Genomic DNA, 25,107 nt, shown 5'->3' with positions numbered 1-25,107 from the left:
CCTACTGTTCCTTGTCGGCCTGAACGGGCCGCACGGGCTGTCCGGGACGCAGACGTTCATTGCCCTTGGTCACGACGGGCATACCTTCCTTGAGCCCTTCGGCCACCACCCCGGCCTCCAGACCGCGGAATCCGGTGACCCGAACGGGAATCGGCGCAGCCTTGCCGTCCTCGATGGTCCAGACGACCATCTGGCCGCGCGAGGAAATAACCGCGTCGCGGGGGACGATCAGGGTCTCGCCGGGTGCGGAGGAAGGCAGGGACACGCGGGCTTCCATCCCTTCGGCCAGCCAGCCCGGGCTCTTGACCCGGATCTTGACCGGGAACGTACGGGTGGAGACGTCGCCCTTGGGAATGACCGCATAAACCCGGCCATCAAGCTCACGGTCGTTCACACGCACAATCACTTCAAGCCCTTCCTGTACCACGCCTGCGGCGCGGGCAGGGATGTTGCATTCCACGTCGAACTCGTCATCGCGACCCATGACCAGAACCTCGGAGCCGGTGGAAACCCATTCGCCGCGGCTGACGTTCCGCTGCACCACGACACCGTCGTAGGGGGCGCGGATGGTCTTTTTCCGGCGTTCCAGTTCGAGGCGATTCAGCACGGCGCGAGCCGCGACCATCTTCATCTCGGCCGATTCCGCGCCGAGACGCTTGGCGTCGTATTCGCCCTCGGCAACGGACTTGCTGTCAAAAAGCTTGGTAACCCGCTCACCTTCGAGGCGCGCATTCTCGTATTCGGCCTGAGCCTGATTCACAAGCGCACGCGCGTTGGCGACCTTGCGGTCGATGATATCGGTGGACAGCTGCACGAGCACGTCGCCCTTCTTGACGCGGGAACCGTGGTTCACCGGAATGTCCACGACCTTGCCCGCGACTTCCGCGGCAACTTCGGACTGCTCGGTGAAGTAGACGGTACCGATGTATTCGGTGCGCGGAGCCACCTTGCCCTGCGTCACTTCGCCGACAACCACCGGCGCGGGCGGCTGGCCGCCTTTCTTGTCCTGAGCGTGTGCCGCAACGCTTCCCGCCATGAGAAACGCCAGCACCGCCAAAGCGGAAATAATATTACGCATGTCGCTTATCCTTCCTGTTTTGCAGATTCCTGAACGGCTTGAAGACGGAAAGCCACACCGTCAGAAGCAGGACGCCCACCTGCACCGTTCCCCATTGAAAATTCAGTGCCTGGCTGCGGATGTACTGCGCATCCGTCAACGCTTCCGAGCCAAGTTCACCGGTCAGGTCCATCATGGCCGTTTCCCAGGGGCCGAGATAAAACGTGCCGAAAAGAATGGCACCCACAGTGAGAACCCATTTAGCGATAATCCAGCCGTGCCGCAGAAAGCCCCAGTCCGTCAGCAGCGAGTAGGCCAGCCCGGTAAAGAGGCATCCGAATGCGCCGGGAACGACCACGACCACCATGTCCACCTGATGCGCGGCACGGTTGATGCCGTGTACCACCGCCCCGTCCAGCAGCCCCTGCTTGAGAAACCACAGCGAGAGAAGCGAAACCGCCCCGCCGATCCAGCACGCCGCGGCAGCCAGATGCAGCACTTTGAGCCACTTGCGCCCGGTGACCGAGAGCCTCAATCGTCTTCCTTGTCGCATGGCTGCTCCTGAGAACAGGCCACCGCGGGGTCGGGGTGACCCAAAAGGTTTTCCAACACCTTGTGCATCACTTCCTTGGCCGAGGCCAGCCTTTCCGGCGCAATGCCCTGCTCCACGACATCGTTCACCTCATGCATGAGCACTATGGTTCTTTCAACCAGTTCACGCCCGGCGTCGGTGATGAAGAGCCGTTTGAGCCGCCGGTCCTGCGGATCTGACTCGCGGCGCACGTAGCCGTGCCGCTCCAGTCCCGCCACCAAGCGGCTGATGCCGGTCTTTTCCTGCATGAGCACTTCGCCGATGCGGCCCTGCGGAAGCCCGTCCACCTTGCTAAGAGGCATCAGGACGCGCCACTGTTCCACCGTGACGTTGATGCCGTTTTCCGCAAACTTTGCGGCCAGCGCATTGGATATGACGCGGCTTGTTTTATAGCTGAGATAACCGAGGGAATCCCTCGCTTTGAGCATGTCGGTTTTCATGGCAGCCGTTGTATGCGCAACCAACAACAGCCGTCAAGGTGAAATGTCTCCATCCGGGTTGCAATATCGGACCTTTGGGCATAGTGTTTCGGCCATGGAACGTTTCACCGCCGACCTGCACATTCATTCGCGTTTTTCGAGGGCCACCAGCAAGAATCTGACCATTCGGACGCTTGCCGCGTGGGGTCGAGTCAAGGGCCTGAACGTCCTCGGAACCGGCGACTTCACCCATCCCGGATGGCTGGAGGAGATTGAGGAAAACCTTGTGGACGACGGTTCCGGGCTGCTGACGCTCAAGGACCCTCAGGGACTTGAGGAGATCATTCCCGGAACACAGGGGCCGCTGGCCGGAACCACCCGCTTCATGCTTCAGGCGGAGATCAGTTCCATATACAAGCGCGGCGGCAAGACCCGGAAAGTCCACAACCTCGTCTACCTGCCCGATATCGAATCCGTTAAGCGCTTCAATGAAAAACTCGACGCCATCGGCAACATCGAATCCGACGGCCGCCCCATTCTCGGGCTCGACTCCCGCGACCTGCTGGACCTCGTCCTGAACACAAGCCCCATGGGCTTCGTTGTCCCCGCTCACATCTGGACTCCGTGGTTCTCCATTTTCGGCTCCAAATCCGGCTTTGACTCCATTGCCGAATGCTTTGGCGAATATTCCCGTGAGATCTTCGCCATGGAAACCGGCCTGTCCTCGGACCCGGAGATGAACTGGACCTGGAGCGAGCTCGACCGCATCCGGCTCGTATCCAACTCGGATGCGCATTCCGGGGAAAAACTGGGGCGCGAGGCCAACCTGTTCCGGGCCGAGATGTCCTACGAGGGCATCTATCGCGCACTCAAGGGCGAAGGACTGGGCAACAAATTTCTCGGCACCGTCGAATTCTTCCCAGAAGAGGGCAAGTACCACATGGACGGCCACCGCAAATGCGGCGTAGTCATGGACCCTCGCGAATCCGAATCGCGCGGGGGGCTCTGCCCCGTCTGCGGAAAGCCGATCACCCGCGGCGTCTACGCCCGCGTCCTTGAACTGGCGGACCGCCACGAAGCCAAGCAGCCAGCCAACCAGCCCGGCTACACCTCGCTCATCCCGCTCAAGGAAGTGCTCAGCGAGGTCATCGGCGTTGGCCCCGGCTCCAAAAAAGTGCACAAGGCGTACATGGACCTCATCGCCGAATTCGGCTCCGAGCTGAACGTGCTGCAACGTGCGCCGGAGGAAGAACTCAAGCGCTTTGGCTGCCCGTTGGCCGAAGGCATCGGCCGCATGCGCGAGGGACGCGTCATCCGCACCCCCGGTTACGACGGCGAATTCGGCGTCATCAGCGTCTTCACGCAGCAGGAGCGCGACCAGATCCGCAACGGCGCCACGCTGGTGGACATCCCCCGCCCCGCCAAGGGAGATGAGGCCGAGGCCGTTTGTGTCTCCCCGTCCGTACCGGAAGCAGCCGCCTCAGTGGAACCCGAGACCATTACCTATAATGATGCGCAGCAGAAGGCCATCAAGGCCGGCCCTGAACCGACGCTGGTGCTCGCAGGCCCCGGAACAGGCAAGACGCAGACCCTGATGGGCCGTGTCAANCGCCTGCTCGACGAGGGCGAACGCGCCAGACGCATCCTGTGCCTGACCTTCACCCGCCGCGCCGCACAGGAGCTTCGTGACCGGTTGAAGCGCGAACGCATGGACGACGAGCAGCCGCAGGCAGGCACCCTGCACTCCCTGTGCTTCGACTACTGGAAGCACGCCTACTCCGAGACTCCGGTCATCCTGCCCGAAGACGCTGCCATCAAGCTGTTTCACGAGGTGAACCCGGACATCTCCAAGAAGCACCTCAAGCACTACTGGAACAAATACAATCTTTCGCGCGAGCGGCTCGAACCGGTGCCCGACGACCTGTTTGACGCCCACATCAACTACGGCAACCAGAAAAACCACTGGAACCTGCTGGATCACACCGACCTGCTGGAGTTCATGCTTGAGCAGACCGAGGCGCCCACCTTTCATCAGCCGTGGCGACACGTACTCGTGGACGAGGTGCAGGACCTCACCGCGTTGCAGCTTGCGGTGATCAAGGGCATCGCCCCCGAATCCGGCAAGGGCGTTTTCTGCATCGGCGACCCGCGCCAGTCCATCTACGGATTCCGCGGCGCCACGGATAACGCGGAGGAACAGCTGAAACGCTTCTGGCCGTCGCTGAAAACCATCACGCTTGAAGAGAACTACCGCTCGGGACAGGATGTGCTCACTGCGGCCCAGCACCTTTTCCCTGATGACACGCGCATTCGCGCGGTCCGGGACCGGGAGACCGTGCTGCACGCCTTCGAAGCCCCCGACGACACCCGCGAGGCCGCGTGGATAGCGGACCGCGCCAAGCAACTCATCGGTGCCACGAGCCACACCCTTGCCGACGAGATCGGCCACGGCTCCATGGCCCCCGGCGACATCGCCGTGCTGGTTCGGTTCAAGGCCCTCGTGCCGATACTTGAATCCGCGCTCAAACGGTTCGGCCTGCCTGTTGCCACGCCCGAGACCGAACCGTTCTGGAACGACGAACGCTGCAAAATCATCCTTGACGCGGCCGGAAGCTTCCTCGGCATGACCATGATCGGCAGCGAGGAAGTGCTGGAAGTGCCGGAACACATCCTTGCCAAGGGTCCCATCGGGCTCTCGGCCTACCTTGAGGAAGTACCGCCTTTCGACCAGTTCTTCTGGGAAAGCAAGCCGTTCAAACAGCTCAAAGCCGAGTTCGACAGGCGAGGCGGCTGGGCCGGGCTCGTCAACTGGGTCAGCCTGCAGAGCGAGACCGAGCTTGTCGGCAAATCCGCCGAGAAAGTTCAGATAATGACCATGCACGCGGCCAAGGGACTGGAGTTCGATGCGGTCTTCATTCCGGCATTGGAAGAAGGGATCATGCCCTTTGCCGGACTGGACCTGCTGACGGCCAAGGTGACGCTCACCCCCGGACGGGGCCAGTCTTTCGCCGAGGAACGTCGTCTGCTCTATGTCTCCATGACAAGGGCGAAGAGGATGCTTTTCATGAGCCGGGCCGATAAACGGCACCTGTTCGGCAAGGAGCTTCACCTGCCGCCCTCCCGCTATCTTCGCGAAGTGCCCGCGGACATGTTCACCCACAGCACCATGACCGCCAAGAAGGTCACGAAGGAAAAGCAGATGAGCCTGCTCGGCTAGAACGGGAACATCAGCTTATACAGACAGTTTTCATAGACACGGCAGACAACGCGCGCCGCGCGGATATTCATACCTACCTGCCGCAGTCTGCAGAAGACGTGCAGGGGGTTGAATGTGTGCTGTGCAATGTTTCGTATGGAATTCATGGCCTGACCCTCCGGACAGGGTTTCCGATGTCAACAGACTCAGCAATAGTCATGCCCCGAAGAGATAGTCTTCACTTATCAACCCCTTGCTCCGGCAACCGGGCCGTTATTTCCCACGTTTCCGAGAATACGTCCGGCAAAAGCGAACATTTTTCGCGCACTCGTCGACTTTTCGACGGTGGGCCGCGCATTGCTGCGCCTTCGTTCGTGATTCCGGACACGGTGGGCGGCAACTGCCGTCATCTGGAAGGAATGGTGGACGAGGTCAGTCTGACGTTCTTTGAAACCGACTCCTGCCTCGCCTATGACGAAAACGACCTGCCTCCGGACCTCTCGGAACTGAACCTGCGTTACAGCGTGCACCTTCCGCTCGACCTGCCGTGGCAGGAAGGCGTCACGTCAGTGGCCGAAGCCATCCTCGCCCTCGCCCGCAAGGTTGACTATCTTCGCCCGACGGCCTATGTCCTACATCCCCCAGATGATGCCCGGAAACTCGGGCAACTCTCCCAACTCCTTGCAGACGGCGGTATCGCCACCGAATCAGTGCTCATCGAAAACATCGAGGGCAACGATCTTTCGGCCTGCTGGGGAGAGATCGCCGAAAACGGTTACGGGGTGTGCCTGGACATCGGCCACCGCATTGCCTTCGGGCAGGACGGACTGGAGTCGCTGCCGGGTCTGTGGGAGCGTGTGCGGATGCTGCACGTTTACGGTCCCGGACCAAGGGGCGAACACGGCCCGCTGGACGATCTTGACGAAAAAGGCGCGAATATGCTGCGTCGATGGGTCGGGCGGCTTCCGCAGGACGGAAGCCTCGTGCTGGAAGTTTTTCGGCAGGGGCAGCTTGAAAGTTCACTGCGCCGATTGCATAAACTGCTTGGCGACCGGGAGGACGGCGCATGATCACGCTGGTGCTTGGCGGAAACAAGTCGGGCAAGTCCGACTACGCGCTGGAACTGCTGGAGCAGGCCCCCGGTCCAAAGGCCTTTGTGGCCACGGGAAAGGCGGGGGATCAGGAATTTCGAAGGCAGATAAATACCCACCGTCACGAAAGAAATCCTCTCATCGAGGTGCTTGAGGTCGGGTGGGACTTGCCTCAAAGACTCAGACAAGCTAACACGGACTTTGGTTCCGTGCTTGCGGACAGTCTCGACTTCTGGCTCTTTGCATGCCGGGAGGCCGGGACGGAAACAGAAGCCGTGCAGCAACTGCTGGACACGCTTCAAAACTGGAGAGGAGCTGAGCTTATTCTGGTTTCATGCGAGGCCGGTCTCGGACCGCTGCCCATGTCGGGCGAAGTCCGTGCCTTCATACGCAACCTCGGTGAACTCAACCGCCGGACGGCCCGCATCGCGGACCGCGTGCACCTAGTGGCCGCGGGCCTGCCGCTCAAGCTCAAATAGGAACAGCATGGCTATTTTTCGCCAACTGGATGAACACGTCGAGAAACTGCTCGCCCTGTTCAAGAAGGACGACGCCTGGCTGATCGTCATCAACGCCGACCCGGACGCACTCGGGTCCGCACTGGCCCTCAGGCGCATCATGGCCCGCAAGGTGTCCCACGTGGGCATCGGCCAGATCAACGAGATCAAGCGGCCCGACAACCTGGCCATGATCCGCTATCTGCGCATCCCCACGCGCAAACTCATTCCGAACCTCGCGGCACAGTACGACAAGTTCGCACTGGTGGATTCCCAGCCGCACCACAATCCGGAATTCGAGCAGTTCGATTTTTCCGTGGTCATAGACCACCACCCCCTGCTTCCGGAGAAGAAGCCCGAGGCCGACTTTGTGGACGTGCGTCCAAAATACGGCTCGACCTGCACCATGCTCACGGAATACCTGTACAATATGCGCATCCGGCCCGCGAAGCTGCTGGCCACCGCGCTCATGTACGGCATCAAGAGCGACACCAGAAGCTTCGAGCGCGAGTTCATCGACGCGGACATGGCGGCCTTCAAATATCTGAACAAGTACGCCGACACCAAGCTCATGAACCGCATCAGCCGCAGCGAGTTCCACCTCGACTGGATGCGTTACTTCTCCCGCTCCTTCTACAATCTCCGCCGCGTCGGACAGGGGTTGTTCGCCCATGCCGGAAAGGTTGAGAACCCCGACATCCTCGTGATCGTGGCCGACTTCTTCACCAGAATCCACGGTGTCCCGTGGCTCGTCGTCTCCGGCGTCTACGAAGGCAAGCTGGTCGTCATTTTCCGGGGCGACGGCATGCGCCGCGACATGGGCAAGATGGCCACCAACCTCTTCGGTGAGCTTGGTTCCGCGGGTGGGCACAAGGAAGCCGCCCGCGCCGAAGTGGATCTGGAGAACCTCGGCAACGAGGACCCCGAAATCTTCATGCTCAAAAAGCTCGGAAAGGGCAAACGGGGCGTGATAAAACGAATCTAGCCCTGAGACGGCACCACATGTCACTGATAAAACAATTGAATTTCGACAAAGAGCCCGTCTTTCTCATTGACGGGACCGCCCTGCTGTACCGTTCGTTTTACGCCCGCTCCAACCTGAGCCGGTCCGACGGCTTTCCCACAGGTGCCATCAACACCACCCTGCGCACGGTGCTGAACCTTCTCAAAAAGGAACAGCCCACGTTCTGCGGGTTCATCATGGACGGCAAGGGACCGAATTTTCGCCACGACCTGTACGACCAGTACAAGGCCAACCGTCCCGCCATGCCTGAAGACCTCGCCGCGCAGATCGAACCGGTGCGCGAGGGCGTGCAGATGCTCGGCCTCAAGTTGCTGGTCTCCGAAGGCGTGGAGGCCGATGACTGCATCGCCTCGCTTGCGGCCCGCTACAAAGGCGGCCGTCCCGTGGTGATCGTGGGTTCGGACAAGGACCTCAAGCAGTGCCTCGACGAAAACGTGGTAATCCTCAATCCGGCAGGCAAGCAGGAAAAGCTGATCACGCTTGAGAGTTTTCGGGAAGAGGAAGGCATGGAACCGAACCAGTGGCCCGACTTTCAAGCTCTTATCGGCGATTCCTCGGACAACATCCCCGGCATTCCCAAGGTGGGCCCGGTCACTGCCAAGAAGATCATGGCCGACTACCCCACGCTGGAGGACCTGCGCGACGGTTACGAGAACCTGCCGCCCAAACTCAGGGAAAAGGTTGAGCCGGAGCTCGACAATATTTTCATGTACCGCGAACTCACGCGCATGAAGCTCGACTGCTGCATGGACAAGCTCGAAATCTTCGAGGTGCGCGATCCCGAAGCGGAGAAGCTGCGTGAATTTCTGATAAACTACGAGCTGAGGTCGCTTGCGGCCAGCATCCCCGTCCCGGCCAAGTCATCCGGCAAGGCGGCTCCTGCCGCGCCCAAGCCTTCCGGCGACAACGGGCAGAAACAGCTTTCCCTCTTCGGCGAGGCCGTGGAAGAAAAAAAGGATCAGCCGCCGCTGGAGATGACCACGACCGATGCGGACGGGCTTCCCTCGTTCAAGGGTGGAGAAGTCGGTCTCTGCGTCACGCCGGACGGCTTTCGCATCGGCTTTGAGGGAAAGGAATACCTGTGCACCGCCGAAGCTCCGGCACTGGCAGAGAAGGTTGGCAAGGCCATGCTCATTGCCACGCCCAGCCTTCAGGAGCTGCTTCGCGACCACGAGTGCTGGGAGTCCATACCCAGCTCGCAGTGGTACGACCTCAGCCTCGCAGCCTACCTGCTCGACCCCGAATCACGCGGGTACGAGTGGGACCGCCTGAAACAGTCCCTTTTTTCCGGACAGGCCTTCAGTGACGCGGGTTCGGACCTACATCCCGACGCCGACGGTCTGGCCGCACTCGCCTACATGCACGGCGTGTCGCCGCAGATAGACAACGCCAAGCTCGGCCCGCTCATGCGCGACCTGGAGATTCCGCTTATCCCGGCGCTCGTAGAGATGGAAAAAGCCGGGGTGGCCATCGACCGCGAAGCATTCGACGATTTCCTCAATGAAGTCAGTCAGCAGCTCTCCGGTCTGACACGCGAGATAATCGACAAGGCGGGCGAGGAATTCAACATCCGCTCCAGCCAGCAGCTCTCCGGCGTGCTCTTCGACAGGCTCGGGCTCAAGCCCGCGGGCAAGACGGCCGGGGGCCAGTACTCCACCGCCAACACCGTGCTTGAGAAAATCCGCGACCAACACCCCATCGTGGACGATGTCCTGGAATACCGGATGCTCGAAAAACTGCGCTCCACCTATCTGGAACCGCTACCAAAACTGGCGGGCAACGACGGTCGCATCCACACGCATTTCAATCAGCTCGCAACAGCCACCGGCAGACTTTCCAGTTCGCGGCCCAACCTGCAGAACATTCCCATCCGCGGGAAGTACGGCAAGCGCATGCGCGCCTGCTTCACCGCCGAAAAGGGCAACCTGCTGGCCGCGGCCGACTACTCGCAGATCGAACTGCGCGTGCTGGCCCACTTCTCACAGGACCCGGCGTTGGTGGAAGCGTTTCGCGAAGATGCGGATATTCATACCGCAACAGCCGCTCTGCTTGCCGAAAAAACGTCCTCCGAAGTGACCGACTCGGAACGCCGCAACGCCAAAACCGTCAACTTCGGCCTGATCTACGGCATGGGACCACAGAAGCTTTCGCGCGAGCTCGGCATCACCGTGAACGAGGCCAAGGAGTTCATTGAGCGCTACTTCGAAAAGCTCGCCACGCTCAAGGGTTTTTACGAAGGCATCATCGAGGACGCCACGGAGAAAGGGTTCGTCACCACGCTGGCGGGACGCCGCAGGCTGCTGCCGGAACTGCACTCCCGCAATAACCAGGTGGTCTCCCAGGCGCGCAGGCAGGCGGTGAACACCGTGATTCAGGGCAGCGCCGCGGACGTCATCAAGATGGCCATGATCAAGGCTCGCGACGACAAACAACTGCGCGACCTTGGCGCACTCCTCATTCTTCAGGTGCATGACGAACTCATCGCGGAAGTGCCCGAGGACCGGGCGCAGGAGGCGGGCAACCGTCTTCAGGAAGTAATGCAGTCCACCGTGGACCTCAGTGTGCCGCTGAAGGTGGACGTAGGCGTTGGCGTGAACTGGGCCGAGGCACACTAGCCCCGGCCTAGAGCCACCCTTTCTTGCGAAAATAGACAATCATTCCGCCACCGAGGGCGACGATGAGACCCCAGAATGCGGGATAGGCCCAACGCAGGCCAAGCTCCGGCATGTGCTGAAAGTTCATGCCGTACACCCCGGCCACGAAAGTCAATGGGATGAAGATGGTGGCGAACACCGTCAGAAAACGCATGACGTCGTTGAGCCTGTTGGCCATGACCATGTTATAGGCGTTCAGATGATCGCCCAGCATGTCCCGGTACAGGTCCGCGGCCTCGGAAGCCTGATCCGCCAGATCGGTCAATTCATCGAGGAACGGGCGCATGTCCGGACCGAACAGCTCGGACTCGCTGCGCGCAAGCCGATGCACCATTTCCCGCATGGGCCTCAGATGTTTGCGAACATAGGCCACTTCACGCCGGTATTCGTGGATTTCCTCCAACAGTTCGGGGGACGGATCATTCAGCACTTCCTCGCCCATATCCTCTATCCGTTCACCGAGCACCTCGATGACCCGGATACAGTTTTCCATGACGGAATCCAGCAATGCGCAGGCCAGATAGGGCGCATCGCGTCTGCGTACCCTCCCCCGCCCAGAGCGAATACGCTGGCGCACTGCATCGAAGACATCCCCGGTCCGCTCCTGAAACGTGAGCAGCACGGACGAAAACACCGCCATGCTCAACTGCTCCGCATGCACCTGCCGGTCTTCGCCAAGCCAGAGCATCCGGGCGCAGATGAACGAGAACTCCTCAAAATCCTCAGCCTTCGGACGCTGAGAGGTGTTAGCCACGTCTTCGAGCACGAGCGACGGCAGGTCGAACCCCGCACCGAAGCGATGCAATATCGATTCATCGTGCAGCCCGTCGAGATTTGCCCAGAGCACGCCACCCCGGGACGCTGCGGCCTGCACGTCTTCTACCGACTCCGGTTCTTCCTCCTGAACGGTCTGCGGGTCGAAGCGAATGACGCGCAGCCTCGGCCGCTCCATCTTCCGCTCGCCCACAAAGATAACCGCTCCGGGCGGCTGGCCAGCCTTGCGGTCTATCTTGCGAAGAAACCTTGCCATGAGCGGCTACCTCCGGTGCCTCCGCAGTCTTGCCACAAGGTATCCGGCCACGAATCCCAGAAGCAGCAGTCCCGGGAGCATCACGAAACGGGGGAGCGCGAAGGTTCCCCACAGAAAGGCAACCTGCACGGTTTCATTGTTCTGAATGAAAAACAGCAGGACAAGGGCGACGAGCAGCGTCACCAGAACCAGTCTGATACGCTCTTTGATATTCATGCGTTCCCAACGTGCGATCATAACAACCTCCTCGGTGTTCTCCCGGCCTGATGGCTTACGAACGCGTACGCGCGCTCTGCCGGGAGCAGAAGCTTCCTGAGTGTGATCGCACCATAACGCGATATGCGGTCTGTTGCCAAGAACCGGAAGAAATTCCGGCAAGGTAGTCGAAAATGCTGTGTAAGGTACTAGTCAAGCAAGGGTTCGCCGGTCTTTCGGAAATCGGGACCGTATACCGGCAGGGTGAAGATGAACGCACTGCCTTTTCCGTATTCGGACTCGACCCGCAGCGAACCGCCGTACCGCTCCACGATTTCACGGCAGATAGCCAGACCAAGCCCGGTCCCGCGCACGCGAGTGGTTTCGCAGTTTTCCTGCCCCACCTGCGTGAACTTGCGGAAAATCCTGTCCAGATCCTCGCTGCGGATGCCGACTCCGGTGTCCGCCACGCTGACCTCGATCCAGCCTTCGTCGCACCTGCGAGCCGTCACGGAGACGCTGCCCGAGTGGGTGAATTTGGCCGCGTTTCCGATGAGGTTCGTCAGCAGCTGGTCCATACGGTCCGGGTCCACGAACACGGCGGGAAGCTCGTCTTCCACTTCCCATTCAAGCTGCACGTCCGCCTTGGCGGTAAACGCGCCGTAGCACGAGCGGACCGCCTGCTCCACGCATTCCGAAAAGTCCACCACCCTGTCGCGCCACTCCATGTGTCCCGATTCGATCTTGTTCAGGTCAAGCAGGTCGTTGATGAGCCGTGTCAGCCTGTCTCCTTCGTTCTCGATGATCTCAAGATTGGAGACGATGCGCTCCCCCTTGTGGGACAGGGTGCCGTCCTCCCGGGCCAGCGGCATAAAAAGCCTGTCGAAATCCCGGTGAATGACCTTGGTGAAACCGAGAATGGAAGTCAGGGGCGTCCTGAGTTCATGGGAAACCTGCGAAAGAAGGGAGGACTTCACACGATCAAGCCCCTGAAGCCGTTCGTTGGCCTTTTCCAACTCCACGGCCTTTTCGGAAAGCCGCTCGGTGCGTTCGCGCACCTTTTCCTCAAGCTCGCGGTTGAGCTTCTCCAGTCCGGCCTCGGCCTGTCGTCTGGCCCGCATGCTCATATTGAGGTTGGCGGTCATAATATTGATGTTGGAAGCCAGTCGCCCAAGCTCGTCGTGACCGGTTTCGGCTATGCGATGCTCCAGATCTCCGGTCGCGATGGTCCTGACTGATTCTTCCAGGGTGTTCACCGGCCGCACCACAAACCGTTGCAGCATATGGGTCAGCGTTAGCACAAGGATGCCTCCGGAACCGAAGATACCAAGCAGCAGCAGAGCGAACATCCGATCCACCTCGGCCTCCGCCGGGGCGAGATCCACGCCGACCACCACGCGTCCCACGAACCCGGATTCAATGTGACGGGCCACCACGTCCCGGCTGACCACATGCACACTGTCGTCCGGAAGCGAACCTTTTCCGGTGAAGGGAAGCAGGTTGACACCTTGCGTGTCATAGATGTTCACGAAGCGGACGTTTTCCTTTCCCATGAGGCTCTTGGCATTGTAATAGAGCATGCCGTAAGCCTGACGAGCCAGCTGGTCCTGAGACAGTTCGGCAAAGAGCTCCACCATCCGTTCCGCGTCGCGCCTTACGCTTTCCAGATGCCGCTGGCGGTAAGTCTGCGCCAGCAGAATGGCCGGGATGAGCATGAGCATGACCATGCAGACCACCACCACAAGGTTGATCTTCAGGGAAAGGCGGGCCCCGATGCCCTTTAGTAAACTCCGAAGCGCCCTTCTCACCGTTTTCACCTGTATGCCGTGGGGACCTGAATGGTGCCGTCGATTATCTTCTTCCTGAGCGAGTCCACCTCGTCATGCAGGCCGTCTGGAAGCATGTGACGGGTGTGATGCATTGGGCTCAGAGCCACCCCGCCGCTGGACAGGTCGAAGGCATAGTCGCGATTTTCGAAACGCCCTGCCGAGATTTCGCCCACGAGGTCTTCCACCGCCACATCCATGCGCTTGATGACGCTCGTGATTATCTGACCCTTGGCCAGATAATCCTGATCCGAGTCCACGCCAATTGCGAGCTTGTCCGTCGTTTCGATGTAGTTGAATACGCCCAGCGCCGAAGCGCCGGCCACCGGAAAGAAGAGATCCACGCCATGCGTTTCCGACATGGCTCTGGCAATGCCTGCGGCTGCCGACGGGTTGTTCCATACGATCCCTGTTGCGTCCACATCGTCGATGTAGCGCTCATGGATGGCCGTCTGCTCACTCGCGGCCCGGATTCCCTCACGAAAACCGACAACGAACTCCCGAACCGGGACCACGTCGGTGCCGCCTATGATGCCGATACTGTCGCTCATGTGGGCGGCTATGTATCCCGCAAGGTACGACGCCTCTCCGGTACGAAACGTGACCGAGGCGGTATTCGGCAGATAGTCCTCCAGTCGGGTATCCATGAGCACGAACAGAACGTCCGGGTGATTTCTTGCGGCAATCTGCATGGCTTCCCGCATGACCAGACTGGTGCAGAATACGGCGCGACACCCCTGTGCCACCAGATGCTCCAGACTCCCGAGCGCTTCTTCCACTCCGTCATCACTCTCACGCTGTTCGATGACGAAACGCGCATCGTGTTTCTGGCAACCGCGCACCAGCCCCTGATACTGCATGTCGAGAAAGCCCCTGTCACCGAGACCGCTGGCATCCAGATACATTCCGAACAGCACGCCGCGCTCTTCAGCGATGCTGCTCTTCTGCTCCCGCTTCTCAGAAGGCCCTTCAGCACATCCGAGAGGAAGCACAAGCATTACGCAAAGCGCAATAAGGCGACAAAAAGATCGTATAAATGCTGTTTTTTCCCGAATTGTTTTCCCGCTGGACGCTCTCACCATGCTCCCCCCATGCAATGGATGAAAATCGGTAGCCGCCGTGCCCGGCTCCTGAGCGAAAAGTTGCACAAACGGCACGGCTTGGCAAGGCGCTGTACGCCCCCATCCCTTCCATGAGGGCACGAAAGACAATCATGTCCGGGCATTGCCCACTGAAGCGATTTTCCGTTTTCTCACCGCCATGGAATTCGCAAACCACACATTTCCTGCCACGCTGAAGTTTCACAGTGCAGTGAAAACGACTGAAGCAGGTTGCATCAATGTCAATTTTTGTTAAATCTTGAAAAATACCCTTTCCCCTAACCGACCAAGACTCGTCCATGGAGCCTAAGGAGTCTTATGAGCGGCTCACGTTTTGGCTCTGTTCCGGACGAAAGGAGGACTTGAGTCGTGATTGCCAAAACCATCCGGGAACTAATGGAGTCGGCCGACATTTCCATCAACGGTGAGAGACCCTGGGACATCCGGGTGTATGACGACAGGTGGTACGCCCGCATTTGGCGCGATAAGAACCTCGGTCTTGGCGAATCTTACATGGACGGCTGGTGGGACTGTCCGCGCATCGACAAGATGATCAAGCGGCTGCTCGCGGCCCGCCTGCATGAAAAGGTCACGGGAAGTCCCAGACACCTGCTGCGAATGCTCCCGGGAATAATCCTGAATCTTCAGTCCAAACTGCGAAGCCGTATTGTAGCGGAGCAGCATTACGACCTGGGCAACGACCTTTTTCTCTCTTTTCTCGACGACTACCTGCAATACAGTTGTGGCTACTTCGAGGGTACGGACGACCTGAACGAGGCCCAGCGAAACAAGCTCGCCATAATTGCGGGCAAGCTGAACATCAAACCGGGCGACTCCGTACTCGACATCGGGTGCGGCTGGGGCGGTCTCGCGCGGTACCTTGCGGAAAACCACGACTGCGAGGTCACGGCCGTCAACATTTCGCGCGAGCAGCTGGCCTTTGCTGCCGACTTCTGCAAGGACCTCCCCGTTCATTTTGCCGAAATGGATTACCGCGACATTGAGGGCGAATACGACAAGATCGTTTCCGTGGGCATGTTCGAGCACGTGGGATATCGCAACTACCGCAGTTTCATGCGCGCGGCTCACAGCTGTCTCAAGCCGCAGGGCATATTTCTGCTGCACACCATCGGCGGCAACGAATCCTGCACTGATTGCGATCCGTGGATTTCCCGCTACATATTCCCAAACGGCATGCTTCCGAGCGCGGCGCAGATCGGCCGCAGCGCCGAGGGCCTGTTCGTCATCGAGGACTGGCACAACTTCGGCCCGCACTACGACACGACGCTCATGAACTGGAATGAAAACTTCCAGCAGAACTGGCCGGAGCTCGCCGACGAGTACAGTGAACGGTTCAAGCGCATGTGGGAGTACTATCTGCAATCATGCGCAGGCGCTTTCCGCGCCCGCGATATGCAGCTCTGGCAGGTGGTCATGACCCGCGAGGACGCCTGCCGCGAGCAACCCTGCTGCCGCCTGTAGCACCCCTCCAGCGCCAGCACCGTCTGCCCGAAACGGCAACCGCATGAAATGCCGGACAGTTGACCTGTATCAAAGAAACAGTCCGGCTCATGGGGTATTGTTTCTCTTCATGAAAGACAGCTGTTTTCTCAAGGAGGCACGCACCGTATGATCTCACGCTCGCTCATCAAGGGCAGAAACGCCACCTGCAAAACACAGATTATCTGGTCATGGATCGGCGCATTCGCAGGCATCGCCTCGGTTTCATTCATCACCGGCTTCCTGCTCAAAGGCACGGGGCTGACGCTCATCATCGGATCCTTCGGGGCCTCGGCCGTGCTCATCTATGGTGCTGTGGACAGCCCGCTGGCCCAGCCGCGCAACCTCATCGGCGGACACATCCTTTCCGCAGTGGTTGGCGTCGCCGCCATGCAGCTTTTCGGCGGCCAGATGTGGATAGCGGCCCCAGCAGCCGTGGCAACGGCCATTGCCCTGATGCAATTCACGGACACGCTCCACCCGCCCGGCGGCGCCACCGCGCTCATCGCGGTTATCGGCGGTCCGCAGATCCATAAGCTCGGATACCTCTATGCCCTTTTCCCCGTAGGCACCGGCGCCCTGCTGATGCTGCTGGTGGCACTTGCCGTGAACCGCATGGCACCGGGCCGCGTTTATCCACGTCCCGTCTGCCCTGCGGAAGAGATCACCTAGACGCTCTGTATCCCGGAGTCGCCCCCGACTCCGGGATACAGAGCCCCCTAAGAACTCACCATTTTGTTCAACCACTCTCGAAAATTCACAAATACGTTAAACCCAACCAAAGCCCATACCTCGCAAGAAACTGCAATAAAACACTTTTTAAATAGTTGCTTTGGCATCTATCCTGCTCGTACAGGGGTATGCATACCCCCATCCGAAAACTGAAACTCTCCGCTCTTCTGGCTATCTGTCAAGTGATCGATCGCGCCCTTGATCTGGAACGGACCCTGGGTGACATCCTGCGCATTCTTTCCGAAAAGCTCGCCATGCAACGCGCCACGGTGACGCTGCTCGACCAGCATACCGGCCTGCTGAACATCAGCGCGTCATACGGCCTGCGTCCGGAAGAAGAACGGCGCGGCGTCTATCGTCTGGACGAAGGCGTCACCGGACGGATCTTCCAGACGGCGCAACCCTACTATGTGCCGGACGTCAGCCGCGAGCCGCTTTTTCTGGACAAGACCGGAACGCGCGCCGTGCAGAAGAACACCCTTTCCTTTCTCGGGGTTCCCATCCTCCTCGGCGGGTCGCCCATCGGCGTGCTGAACGTGGACCGGCTGTTCACGGATGACGTGGATTTCGGTGAGGACATGGAATTTCTTTCGGTGGTGGCAACGCTCATCGCCCAGTTCATCAGCCTCAACGAGAAGGTGAAGAAGCGCGAGGAAGTGCTGCGGGCCGAAAACGTGCAGCTTCGCAGTCAGCTCTCACGCGAGAACAAGGGACCGTACATTGTCGGCCGTTCCCACGCCATGCAGGAAGTCCAGCGCCAGCTGGAACGCGTGGCTCCGACCCGCGCCACCGTGCTTTTACTGGGGGAATCCGGGGTGGGCAAAACACTGATCGCACGGATCATCCACGAGCTTTCCGACCGCAAATCATATCCGTTCATCAAGGTCAACTGCGCTTCCATCCCGGAAAACCTGCTGGAGAGCGAACTGTTCGGCTACGAAAAAGGGGCCTTCACCGGCGCGGCCAACACGCGCCCCGGCCGCTTTGAGGAAGCATGCGGCGGCACCATATTTCTGGACGAGATCGGCGAGCTGGCCATGCCCGTGCAGGCGAAACTGCTGCGCGTGTTGCAGGAAAAGGAGTTCGAGCGCCTCGGCTCCAGCCGGACGCGCTCCGTGGACGTGCGCATCGTCACCGCCACCAACCGCGACCTTGAACAGCTTGCGGCTCAGGGCAACTTCCGGCCCGACCTGTTCTACCGCCTGAGCGTGTTCCCCATGACGGTGCCGCCCCTGCGTGAACGCAAGGAAGACGTTCCCGGCCTGCTCTCCCACTTCATCAAGAAGGCAGAAGAAGACTACGGGCGCACTCTGTCGCTCACACCTCGAGCCCTGAACCTGCTCACGGAATACGACTGGCCCGGAAACGTGCGGGAGATGGAAAACCTCATCGAACGGCTCGTCATCATGGCCGATCAGGAACGGCTGGATCACGACTTCATCCGAAGCTTTCTCACGCCCGCGACGCACGCCCCGGAACCTGTGCCGGTTCCAGAACCGGACCTCCACGCATCACCCGTCCATGCCGAGCATTGCGGCGGCATGGGCTCCCTTGCGGATATGGAGCGCAACGAAGTCATCGCGGCGCTCAGGCGTGCGGACTGGATACAGTATCGTGCGGCCGAAGAACTCGGCATCACGCCCCGGCAGATGGGATACCGCGTGCACAAGTACGGTCTGGAGTCCATGATCGCCGAAGGCCGCGCCGAACTGCGGCGTCACAAATAATTTCCTCACCCGACTCCACCCTCACCCCAAATAAAACGGCCCCGGTCTGAACGCATTGACCGGGGCCTTTGGGGGAGGTGCGCCCACTATGGGCAACATGTCGGGGTGTCACGTCTATCCGCACCCGCCGCCTCCGCCTGAGCAGCCCGTGCCGCATCCGCCACCCCGACGGGCGGCAAAGGCACTCAGGTCGCCGGTCCGGTAGAGGGCGGCGAGGTTGTCGGCAATGAACCCGGTTACCGCATGCGCGGGAAGGCCGTTTTCCTCCAGAAGCATCCTGGGCGTATCGCCCATGGCCGCCGCGAGCACTGCGCGACAGTCCTTCAGCGTTCCGGCCAGTGCTTCCCAGCGCTTGGGTCCGCCGCCCATGGGCGGCGCGGGACGATCCTCTATCTTGACGAATCCGGCGTCATCGGAGGCGCGACCCCAAATCTGAAACGAACGCGCCTCGCCGAGATGCATGTTCACCAGCATCCCTTCACGGCTGGCGATGGCGACGTAGGGACGGTCCTCATCTTCATTGCTGGGAAGCAGCCGCGAGCAGGCTCCCAGCGTATCCGCGAATTCCCCGGACCGATCCGCTTCAAGCAGCCCCACGGCATCGGCGCGGCAACGCTTGCAGTGCGTCATCTGCTCCACATGCTCGCCTGCCGTCCTTCGAAGCTCACTGACCATGGCGTGCGACGGCTCCTCCACGTCCGCAAACGGCGTTTCCCTGTTGGGATACACCGGGATGCAGTTCTGCAGGGTCGCACCGAGTGCGCCGACAACCTTGGCCACTTCTTCCACATGATGATCGTTGTATCCGGGAATAACGATGGTGTTGACCTTCACGGTGATGCCGCGCTCCACCAGCCCCTTGACGGATTCGAGCTGGCGTTCGATGAGAATCCTTGCGGCGTCCTTCTTGCGGTAGATGACCTTGCCGTCGCGGGCCCAAGCGTAGATGCGCTCGGCAATGTCCGGGTCCACCGCGTTGACGGTGATGGTGGCGTGGGTCACCCCCAACTCCTTGAGGCGGTCCAGATACGGCGGCATTCCCAATCCGTTGGAGGACAGACAGAACAGCATGTCCGGATAATGCTTCTTTACCAGCCGCATGGTCTCCAGCGTCTCCGCAGGATTGGCCATGGGATCGCCCGGCCCCGCGATGCCGACCACGGTGGTGCTCGGCGCGGCCTCCATGACCTTGTGCAGATACTCAAGGGCCTGATGCGGCTTGAGCACCGCCGAGGTCACGCCGGGGCGCGATTCGTTCACGCAGTCGTGCTTGCGATCGCAGTAGTTGCATTTGATGTTGCACTTGGGAGCCACCGGAAGATGAACTCTGCCGCATTCACCGATGGAAGACTTGTCGAAACAGGGGTGCTTTTTCGTACTCATGGCGGATCTCCTAGATATATCCCCAGCCGATGGGGCTGTCGGACTGCTTTTTGTCGATCAGGGCGTTGACGATGCGGTCGAAAAGTTCCTGCGTTCCCTCGTAACCGATTCCCTTCAGACGCTGGCCGCCGAAACGGTCGTGAATGGGGAACCCTGCGCGAATAAGCGGCGCGTTCCATGCCCTTGCGTAACGCTGCCCCTTGGAGTTGCCGAGCACCAGTTCAGGGGTCAGGGCCTCGGCCTCTTCCGCGATGTCGTGAAAGTCCACGCCCTCGCGCACCAGAGGCTGCTCCCGAAGCAGATCGCCGCACGCGCTTTCCACGGCTTCGGCGAGGCGTTTGCCCTCGGCGCCGGTACCCACCAGCACGGGCTGCACGCCGATCTCCGCCAGAAACGCGGTCAGCGCCACCACGAGGTTTTCCTCGCCGTAAACGACGGCCCGCTTGCCGAAGACATACTTGTGGCCGTCCACGTAGGCGTCCACCAGTCGTCCGCGCTCCTGCTCGTAACGGCGTGGAATGCAACTGCCGGAAAGCTCGGCAAGGGCATCGTAGAAATCGTCGCAGGCACGAACTCCCAGCGGGATAGGCAGGCGCGTATTCAGGACGCCGAAACGTTTTTCCAGACAGGTACCCCCGGATTCCCTCGGCAGACAGCTGCCGAACTCCACGGACGCGGCCGCACCGGGCAGAGCCTTGATGTCGGCCACCGGAGTTCCGCCGGAAGCCACTGGCTCGTAGTCCTCCAGCGCAGGGCCGTCGAGGGTGTCGGAAATGTCCGGCAGTACTGTCGGTGTCAGCCCGTACTCTCGGAATATGTCCTTGAGCAGCCGAATCTCCGCGGGCGAGACCATGCCCGGGAAAAGGGCGATGCGCTCATTCTTCTCCGCTTCCGGGTCGGCTAGCTGATCGGTCAGGGCGTGCACGGCTCGGTGGAACCCATCGGAGTGGGTGCCCTGATAGCTCGGGGTGGACACGTGCACCACTTCGGGCAGGTCCAGATCGGAGAACTCTTCGCGGAATTCGTGAAGAATCAGGCCCATGTCGTCGCCGATGGTTTCGGTGAGACAGGTGGAGGCCACGCCCACGAGGCTGGGCGAATACTTCTTCATGACGTTGAGAATGCCCTTCTTCAGATTCGGGCCGCCGCCGTACACCGCCTGCTTCTCACCGAGCGCCGAGGACGCGATGTCGATAGGCTCGCGGAAGTGGGATATGATGTAGCGACGCATGTAGGTGGCGCAGCCCTGCGATCCGTGCAGGAACGGCACCGCCCCCTCCACGCCCTTGAAGGCGAGGCTGGCACCCAGTGGCGTACACAGCTTGCACGCGTTGGTTGTGGAAACGGCGTTCTTTGCAGCGGGATTATTCGTCATGGCCGCACTCCTTTCCGACATCGCGGTGCCGCGCTTCCCGGCGCGGGACGAAATTCCAGACCGGGCTCATGGCCGAGGCGTGCACTTCTCTGGCGAAGTTCAACATACCTTCGAAGCCTTCAAGCGGTATCTTCCGTTCGTGGTTATGATCACAGAATCCAACGCCGAGCTTGAAGGCGATGGGGCGTTCCTTGACGCCGCCCACGAAGACGTCCACGTCCTTTTCCTTGATGAATTCCTGCAGTTCCAGCGGGTTTGCGTCGTCCACGATGATGGTTCCGGGATCGGTAACCTCCGCCAGTTCCGCGTAATCTTCCTTGGTGCCTGTCTGGGAGCCGACCACGGCCACCTCCATACCGAGGTGCCGGAAGGACTTGATGAGCGAAAAAGCCTTGAACGCGCCGCCCACGTAGACCGCGGCCTTCTTGCCTTCCAGATCGGCGCGGTAGCGCGCCAGCCCCGGCATGATCTTTCCCAGTTCGCTGCGAACCAGATCGGCGGTGCGTTCCATGATGCCGGGATCAAGGTGCGCGAAATGTTCCGCGACCTTGTAAAGCGACTCGGCCATGTCCTCGATGCCCAGCCACGAGACGCGACAGTGCGGCTTGCCGAACTTCTCTTCGATCATCTTGGCCAGATCGAGGGTCGCGCCCGAACATTGGACCATATTCAGCGATGCGCCGTGGATGCGGCGGATGTCGTCCACCCTGCCGTCGCCGGTGACGCTTGCCACCACGGTCAGGCCCATGCGCTCCAGATAGTCCTTGATGATCCACGTTTCACCGGCGATGTTGAAGTCGCCGAAAATATTGACTGACAGCTCGGGGACATCCGAGATGTCGGCGGTTCCCACCAGCCGGAACATGGCCTTGCAGGCCGCAAGGTAGCCTTCGCGCTTGCTGCCCTTGAAGCCCTCGGACTGCACCGGCAGCACCGGGATGCCCGTCTTTTCCTCCACGCGCCGGCAGACGGCCTCCATGTCGTCGCCGATCAGGCCGACGATGCAGGTGGAATAGACGAACGCGGCTTTGGGCTTATTGCGTTCGATCAGCTCCAGCAGCGCGGCTTCCAGCTTGGGTTCGCCGCCGAAGATGATGTCCTTTTCCCGCAGGTCGGTGGTGAAGCTCAGGCGATGCAGCTCCGGACCGCTGGAAAGCGCGCCGCGGATATCCCAGGTGTAGGCGGCGCATCCCACCGGACCGTGCACCAGATGCAATGCATCGGCGATGGGATAGAGCACCACTCGGGACCCGCAGAAGACGCAGGCGCGCTGGCTGACCGCTCCGGCCAACGACTGCCGGTTGCAGGCGATGTCGATATCCCCGCTTCCGCTGCGGAAGACCTGCGCCCGCCGTTCGTCGAGTATGGTGCTGTCATTGGTCATGCGTTCTCTCCCGGGTTCATGTTGCGGCGGATGCAGATCAGCCGCGTAAGGCTCCATCCGATCCTTGCGTAAAATTTCAAGGCGGGGTCGTTGTCCCGGTCCGCGAGCAGCTGGAGACGGGATGCCCCGCTTCCGGACGCCCAGCTTCCGATATCCGCGAGCAGCGCCCGGGCCATGCCGTTTCTGCGGCAGTCCTTGCGGACCACCAGATCCTCCACCAAAGCGGACCAGCCGCCCTCGGCGGTGGAGACAACGAGCTGCCCGGTGCACATGCCCACGACTTCCCCGTCCTTTTCGGCCACCGTGACGCGTCCGCGATCTTCTTCCATCAACATGAACAGCCCCGTCTGCTGCCTTTCTCCGTCCGGCCGAAAATCCGTTTCGATTGAGAAAAGCTCCGACAGCAGCCCGGTCATGGCCCTTACGTCGTCGGGGCGGGCCTGTCTGATGGTGAATTCTGCATGGACGCTCACGGCTGCCTCCTAGGCGATGAGATAGTCCTCGGCCGGTTCGCCGTCCTCGACGCCGTCAAGAATCGCGTCGATGGCTTCCTCGCTGTCAACGCCCCGGAACCACCAGTTCTCAGGCATGACGACCATCACGGGCCCTTTTTCACACTGTTTGAGGCAACCGGTGGCGGTTACGAGACAGTCAAGGCCGCGATCAATGATCTCTTCCTCGATGTACTGGAGAAATCCGTCGGTCTGTTTGTGGCAGATGCCCTTCGGGTCGCCGCCCGCACGGAAGCTCTGGCAGAGAAGAATGGTACGTTCGGTAGTAGCCATGTAAGAATCCTCGTAATTCTCGGTTGATTCCCATTCAGGAATGCCGCCTTCGGCGGACCGGTTCCAGATTATGCCTTCCGGCGCCCAAAGGGGCATCGCCCCTTTGGAATCCCGCTTCCGCGGGACTATTGGCCGGATGGCGTTCACAAACTGCCGAAGCTTACAGAACGAGTTCGAAGGTTTCCTCGGGATCGTCGCGGTCCTTGCGGTCCAGCAACGCGCCGAGCATCTTTTCCAGCAGGCGCAGCCCGCCCTTGTATCCAACAGTGGGGAAGTACTGGTGCCCGACGCGGTCGAGGATCGGGAATCCCCAGCGAATCAGCGGGGTGTCCTCATCGCGGGCGATGTACTTGCCGTAGGAGTTACCCATGAGCAGATCCACGGGCTCGTTCTTCACCCACTGGTGCAGCAGGAACAGGTCGCCCCCGGCTTTGACGTTGATGTCGAACGGAAGCTCCGCCGTGATTTCCTTGATGCGGGCCTCGAAGCGCTTGCCGGGCGTGCCGGTGACCACGTGCACGGGCCACATGTCCATGGAGACCAGGAACTCGCACATGCTGATGAGCTGGTCCGGGTCGCCCCAGAGGGCCACCTTTTTGCCGAAGGTGTACTGGTGCATGTCGGAGATCATGTCCACGAGTTGCCCGCGTTCGTGCGCCACGGCATCCGCCACGCTGGTGCCCGCGATGATGCGCAGGGTATCGATGAAGCGGTCTGTGGCTTTCAGGCCGAAGGGCATGTCCAGCACGGTGCACGGCACCTTGCAGTTGGCGTCCAGCCAGCGGGCCGCGTCCGCGGAACACCACTCACCCAGTGCCATGGTTCCCATGGCGTTGCCCGCATCGCGGAGTTCGTCCACGGTCACGCCGCCCTTGGGGAACATGTGGTATTCGCCGGAGAGCGGACCGTTGAGCACGCCCGAGGTGTCCGGGAACAGGGTGATGTCAACGCCCATCAGGGCCACAAGACGCTTGATCTCTTCCATGTCCGCGGGTTCGACCCAGCCGGGGATGATGTTCACCTTGCCGTTTCGCTCGCCGGTGTTTTTCGCAAAGGTCGAAGCCATGGACTTGACCATGTTGGAAAAGCCGGTGACGTGCGATCCCACATAGCTGGGAGTGGACGCGCCGAGCATGTCCTTGCCCTCGGGAATCTTGCCGTCCTTGCGGGCCTTGGTGATAATCTGGTTCAGGTCGTCGCCGATGGTCTCCGACAGGCAGGTGGTGTGCACCGCGATTACCTCGGGCTCGTAGACGCTGAAGATGTTGTTGATGGCCTGTAGCAGGTTGGCCTGCCCGCCGAAGACCGAGGCACCTTCCGTGAAGGAACTGGTGGCGGCCGGGATCGGCTCCTTGTAGTGCCTGGTCAGCGCAGAACGGTGATAGGCGCAACAGCCCTGCGAGCCGTGGGAGTGCGGCAGGCAGCCGTGGATACCCAGTGCGGCGTACATGGCCCCTATGGGCTGGCAGGTCTTGGCCGGGTTGACGGTCAGCGCCTTGCGCTCCGCGACCTCTTTCGGCGTATGTCTGAGCAACGTCAT

22 protein-coding genes are annotated in these 25,107 nt (G+C 60.7%); 8 read left to right on the top strand and 14 right to left on the bottom strand.

Annotated features, from left to right (window positions below):
- Window position 1 precedes the first annotated feature (1 nt).
- Genes B149_RS0109420 through B149_RS0109410 form a run of 3 tightly spaced genes read right to left on the bottom strand, consistent with a single transcriptional unit; the run spans window position 2 to window position 2,077 of the window.
- Window positions 2-1,078, bottom strand: coding sequence for an efflux RND transporter periplasmic adaptor subunit (locus B149_RS0109420; RefSeq protein WP_018124940.1), 1,077 nt, complete (start codon window positions 1,076-1,078; stop codon window positions 2-4).
- Window positions 1,071-1,610: a DUF2269 family protein gene (locus tag B149_RS0109415; RefSeq protein WP_040372512.1), complete on the bottom strand. Its 540-nt coding sequence runs from the start codon at window positions 1,608-1,610 to the stop codon at window positions 1,071-1,073. The genes B149_RS0109420 and B149_RS0109415 overlap by 8 nt, the downstream gene beginning before the upstream one ends.
- Window positions 1,589-2,077 (bottom strand): MarR family winged helix-turn-helix transcriptional regulator, encoded by a 489-nt coding sequence (locus tag B149_RS0109410; RefSeq protein WP_245533208.1) that lies wholly within the window; start codon window positions 2,075-2,077, stop codon window positions 1,589-1,591. Before B149_RS0109410 ends, B149_RS0109415 begins: the two co-directional genes overlap by 22 nt.
- 106 nt (window positions 2,078-2,183) lie before the next feature.
- Between B149_RS0109410 and B149_RS0109405 the strand changes: the two genes are divergently transcribed.
- Window positions 2,184-5,285 (top strand): UvrD-helicase domain-containing protein, encoded by a 3,102-nt coding sequence (locus B149_RS0109405; RefSeq protein WP_018124937.1) that lies wholly within the window; start codon window positions 2,184-2,186, stop codon window positions 5,283-5,285.
- On the opposite strand, the gene B149_RS18710 is transcribed toward B149_RS0109405, so the two are convergent.
- The gene (locus B149_RS18710) at window positions 5,282-5,431 is read right to left on the bottom strand and encodes a hypothetical protein (protein WP_018124936.1); all 150 of its coding nucleotides are present in this window, start codon (window positions 5,429-5,431) and stop codon (window positions 5,282-5,284) included. The two genes, B149_RS0109405 and B149_RS18710, sit on opposite strands and share 4 nt — an antisense overlap.
- A gap of 27 nt (window positions 5,432-5,458) precedes the next feature.
- On the opposite strand from B149_RS18710, the gene cbiR reads away from it, so the two are divergent.
- The 4 genes from cbiR to polA are packed head-to-tail and all read left to right on the top strand — an operon-like array spanning window position 5,459 to window position 10,491.
- Entirely contained in the window at window positions 5,459-6,334 is an 876-nt protein-coding gene (gene cbiR / locus B149_RS16870) for a cobamide remodeling phosphodiesterase CbiR (RefSeq protein ID WP_342661891.1), read from the top strand.
- Window positions 6,331-6,834 carry a bifunctional adenosylcobinamide kinase/adenosylcobinamide-phosphate guanylyltransferase gene (locus B149_RS0109390; protein ID WP_018124934.1) on the top strand — a complete coding sequence of 168 codons (504 nt, stop codon included), beginning with the start codon at window positions 6,331-6,333 and terminating at the stop codon, window positions 6,832-6,834. The genes cbiR and B149_RS0109390 overlap by 4 nt, the downstream gene beginning before the upstream one ends.
- 7 nt (window positions 6,835-6,841) lie before the next feature.
- A complete protein-coding gene (locus B149_RS0109385) occupies window positions 6,842-7,837 on the top strand; it encodes a DHH family phosphoesterase (RefSeq protein ID WP_018124933.1) in 996 nt (331 codons plus the stop codon).
- A 17-nt stretch (window positions 7,838-7,854) separates the two neighbouring features.
- Window positions 7,855-10,491, top strand: coding sequence for a DNA polymerase I (gene polA, locus B149_RS0109380; RefSeq protein ID WP_018124932.1), 2,637 nt, complete (start codon window positions 7,855-7,857; stop codon window positions 10,489-10,491).
- A gap of 7 nt (window positions 10,492-10,498) precedes the next feature.
- On the opposite strand, the gene corA is transcribed toward polA, so the two are convergent.
- The 4 genes from corA to B149_RS0109360 form a co-directional block, all read right to left on the bottom strand.
- The gene (gene corA, locus B149_RS0109375) at window positions 10,499-11,560 is read right to left on the bottom strand and encodes a magnesium/cobalt transporter CorA (RefSeq protein ID WP_018124931.1); all 1,062 of its coding nucleotides are present in this window, start codon (window positions 11,558-11,560) and stop codon (window positions 10,499-10,501) included.
- A 6-nt stretch (window positions 11,561-11,566) separates the two neighbouring features.
- On the bottom strand, window positions 11,567-11,797 hold the full coding sequence (locus B149_RS0109370; RefSeq protein WP_018124930.1) for a LapA family protein: 231 nt from the start codon (window positions 11,795-11,797) through the stop codon (window positions 11,567-11,569).
- A 167-nt stretch (window positions 11,798-11,964) separates the two neighbouring features.
- On the bottom strand, window positions 11,965-13,572 hold the full coding sequence (locus B149_RS17920; protein WP_051069542.1) for a HAMP domain-containing sensor histidine kinase: 1,608 nt from the start codon (window positions 13,570-13,572) through the stop codon (window positions 11,965-11,967).
- Complete coding sequence (locus B149_RS0109360; protein WP_018124928.1) at window positions 13,569-14,579, bottom strand: BMP family lipoprotein; 1,011 nt, start codon at window positions 14,577-14,579, stop codon at window positions 13,569-13,571. Before B149_RS0109360 ends, B149_RS17920 begins: the two co-directional genes overlap by 4 nt.
- 471 nt (window positions 14,580-15,050) lie before the next feature.
- Here B149_RS0109360 and cfa point away from each other — a divergent pair, with 471 nt between their 5' ends.
- The 3 genes from cfa to B149_RS0109345 all read left to right on the top strand — a co-directional run bounded on the left by cfa (window position 15,051) and on the right by B149_RS0109345 (window position 18,640).
- A complete protein-coding gene (cfa, locus tag B149_RS0109355; RefSeq protein WP_018124927.1) occupies window positions 15,051-16,163 on the top strand; it encodes a cyclopropane fatty acyl phospholipid synthase in 1,113 nt (370 codons plus the stop codon).
- 147 nt (window positions 16,164-16,310) lie between these two features.
- The gene (locus tag B149_RS0109350) at window positions 16,311-16,853 is read left to right on the top strand and encodes an HPP family protein (RefSeq protein WP_018124926.1); all 543 of its coding nucleotides are present in this window, start codon (window positions 16,311-16,313) and stop codon (window positions 16,851-16,853) included.
- A 188-nt stretch (window positions 16,854-17,041) separates the two neighbouring features.
- Window positions 17,042-18,640 (top strand): sigma-54-dependent Fis family transcriptional regulator, encoded by a 1,599-nt coding sequence (locus tag B149_RS0109345; protein ID WP_018124925.1) that lies wholly within the window; start codon window positions 17,042-17,044, stop codon window positions 18,638-18,640.
- A 114-nt stretch (window positions 18,641-18,754) separates the two neighbouring features.
- Here the strand turns inward: B149_RS0109345 and B149_RS0109340 are convergent, their stop codons facing one another.
- From B149_RS0109340 to nifK, 6 genes are all read right to left on the bottom strand, one after another.
- Entirely contained in the window at window positions 18,755-20,023 is a 1,269-nt protein-coding gene (locus B149_RS0109340) for a radical SAM protein (protein ID WP_018124924.1), read from the bottom strand.
- Window positions 20,024-20,033: 10 nt separating this feature from the next.
- Window positions 20,034-21,398, bottom strand: coding sequence for a nitrogenase component 1 (locus tag B149_RS0109335; RefSeq protein ID WP_018124923.1), 1,365 nt, complete (start codon window positions 21,396-21,398; stop codon window positions 20,034-20,036).
- Window positions 21,388-22,782 (bottom strand): nitrogenase iron-molybdenum cofactor biosynthesis protein NifE, encoded by a 1,395-nt coding sequence (nifE, locus tag B149_RS0109330; protein ID WP_018124922.1) that lies wholly within the window; start codon window positions 22,780-22,782, stop codon window positions 21,388-21,390. The genes B149_RS0109335 and nifE overlap by 11 nt, the downstream gene beginning before the upstream one ends.
- On the bottom strand, window positions 22,779-23,255 hold the full coding sequence (locus B149_RS0109325) for a GNAT family N-acetyltransferase (RefSeq protein ID WP_018124921.1): 477 nt from the start codon (window positions 23,253-23,255) through the stop codon (window positions 22,779-22,781). Before B149_RS0109325 ends, nifE begins: the two co-directional genes overlap by 4 nt.
- 9 nt (window positions 23,256-23,264) lie before the next feature.
- Window positions 23,265-23,567 (bottom strand): (2Fe-2S) ferredoxin domain-containing protein, encoded by a 303-nt coding sequence (locus B149_RS0109320; protein WP_026167547.1) that lies wholly within the window; start codon window positions 23,565-23,567, stop codon window positions 23,265-23,267.
- A 160-nt stretch (window positions 23,568-23,727) separates the two neighbouring features.
- On the bottom strand, window positions 23,728-25,107 hold the full coding sequence (nifK, locus tag B149_RS0109315; RefSeq protein WP_018124919.1) for a nitrogenase molybdenum-iron protein subunit beta: 1,380 nt from the start codon (window positions 25,105-25,107) through the stop codon (window positions 23,728-23,730).

The sequence above is a fragment of the Desulfovibrio oxyclinae DSM 11498 genome (assembly GCF_000375485.1).
GTDB classification, from domain to species: domain Bacteria; phylum Desulfobacterota; class Desulfovibrionia; order Desulfovibrionales; family Desulfovibrionaceae; genus Pseudodesulfovibrio; species Pseudodesulfovibrio oxyclinae.
The sequence above is the reverse complement of the archived record's forward strand: the minus strand, read 5'-3'. Positions and strand labels throughout refer to the sequence as shown.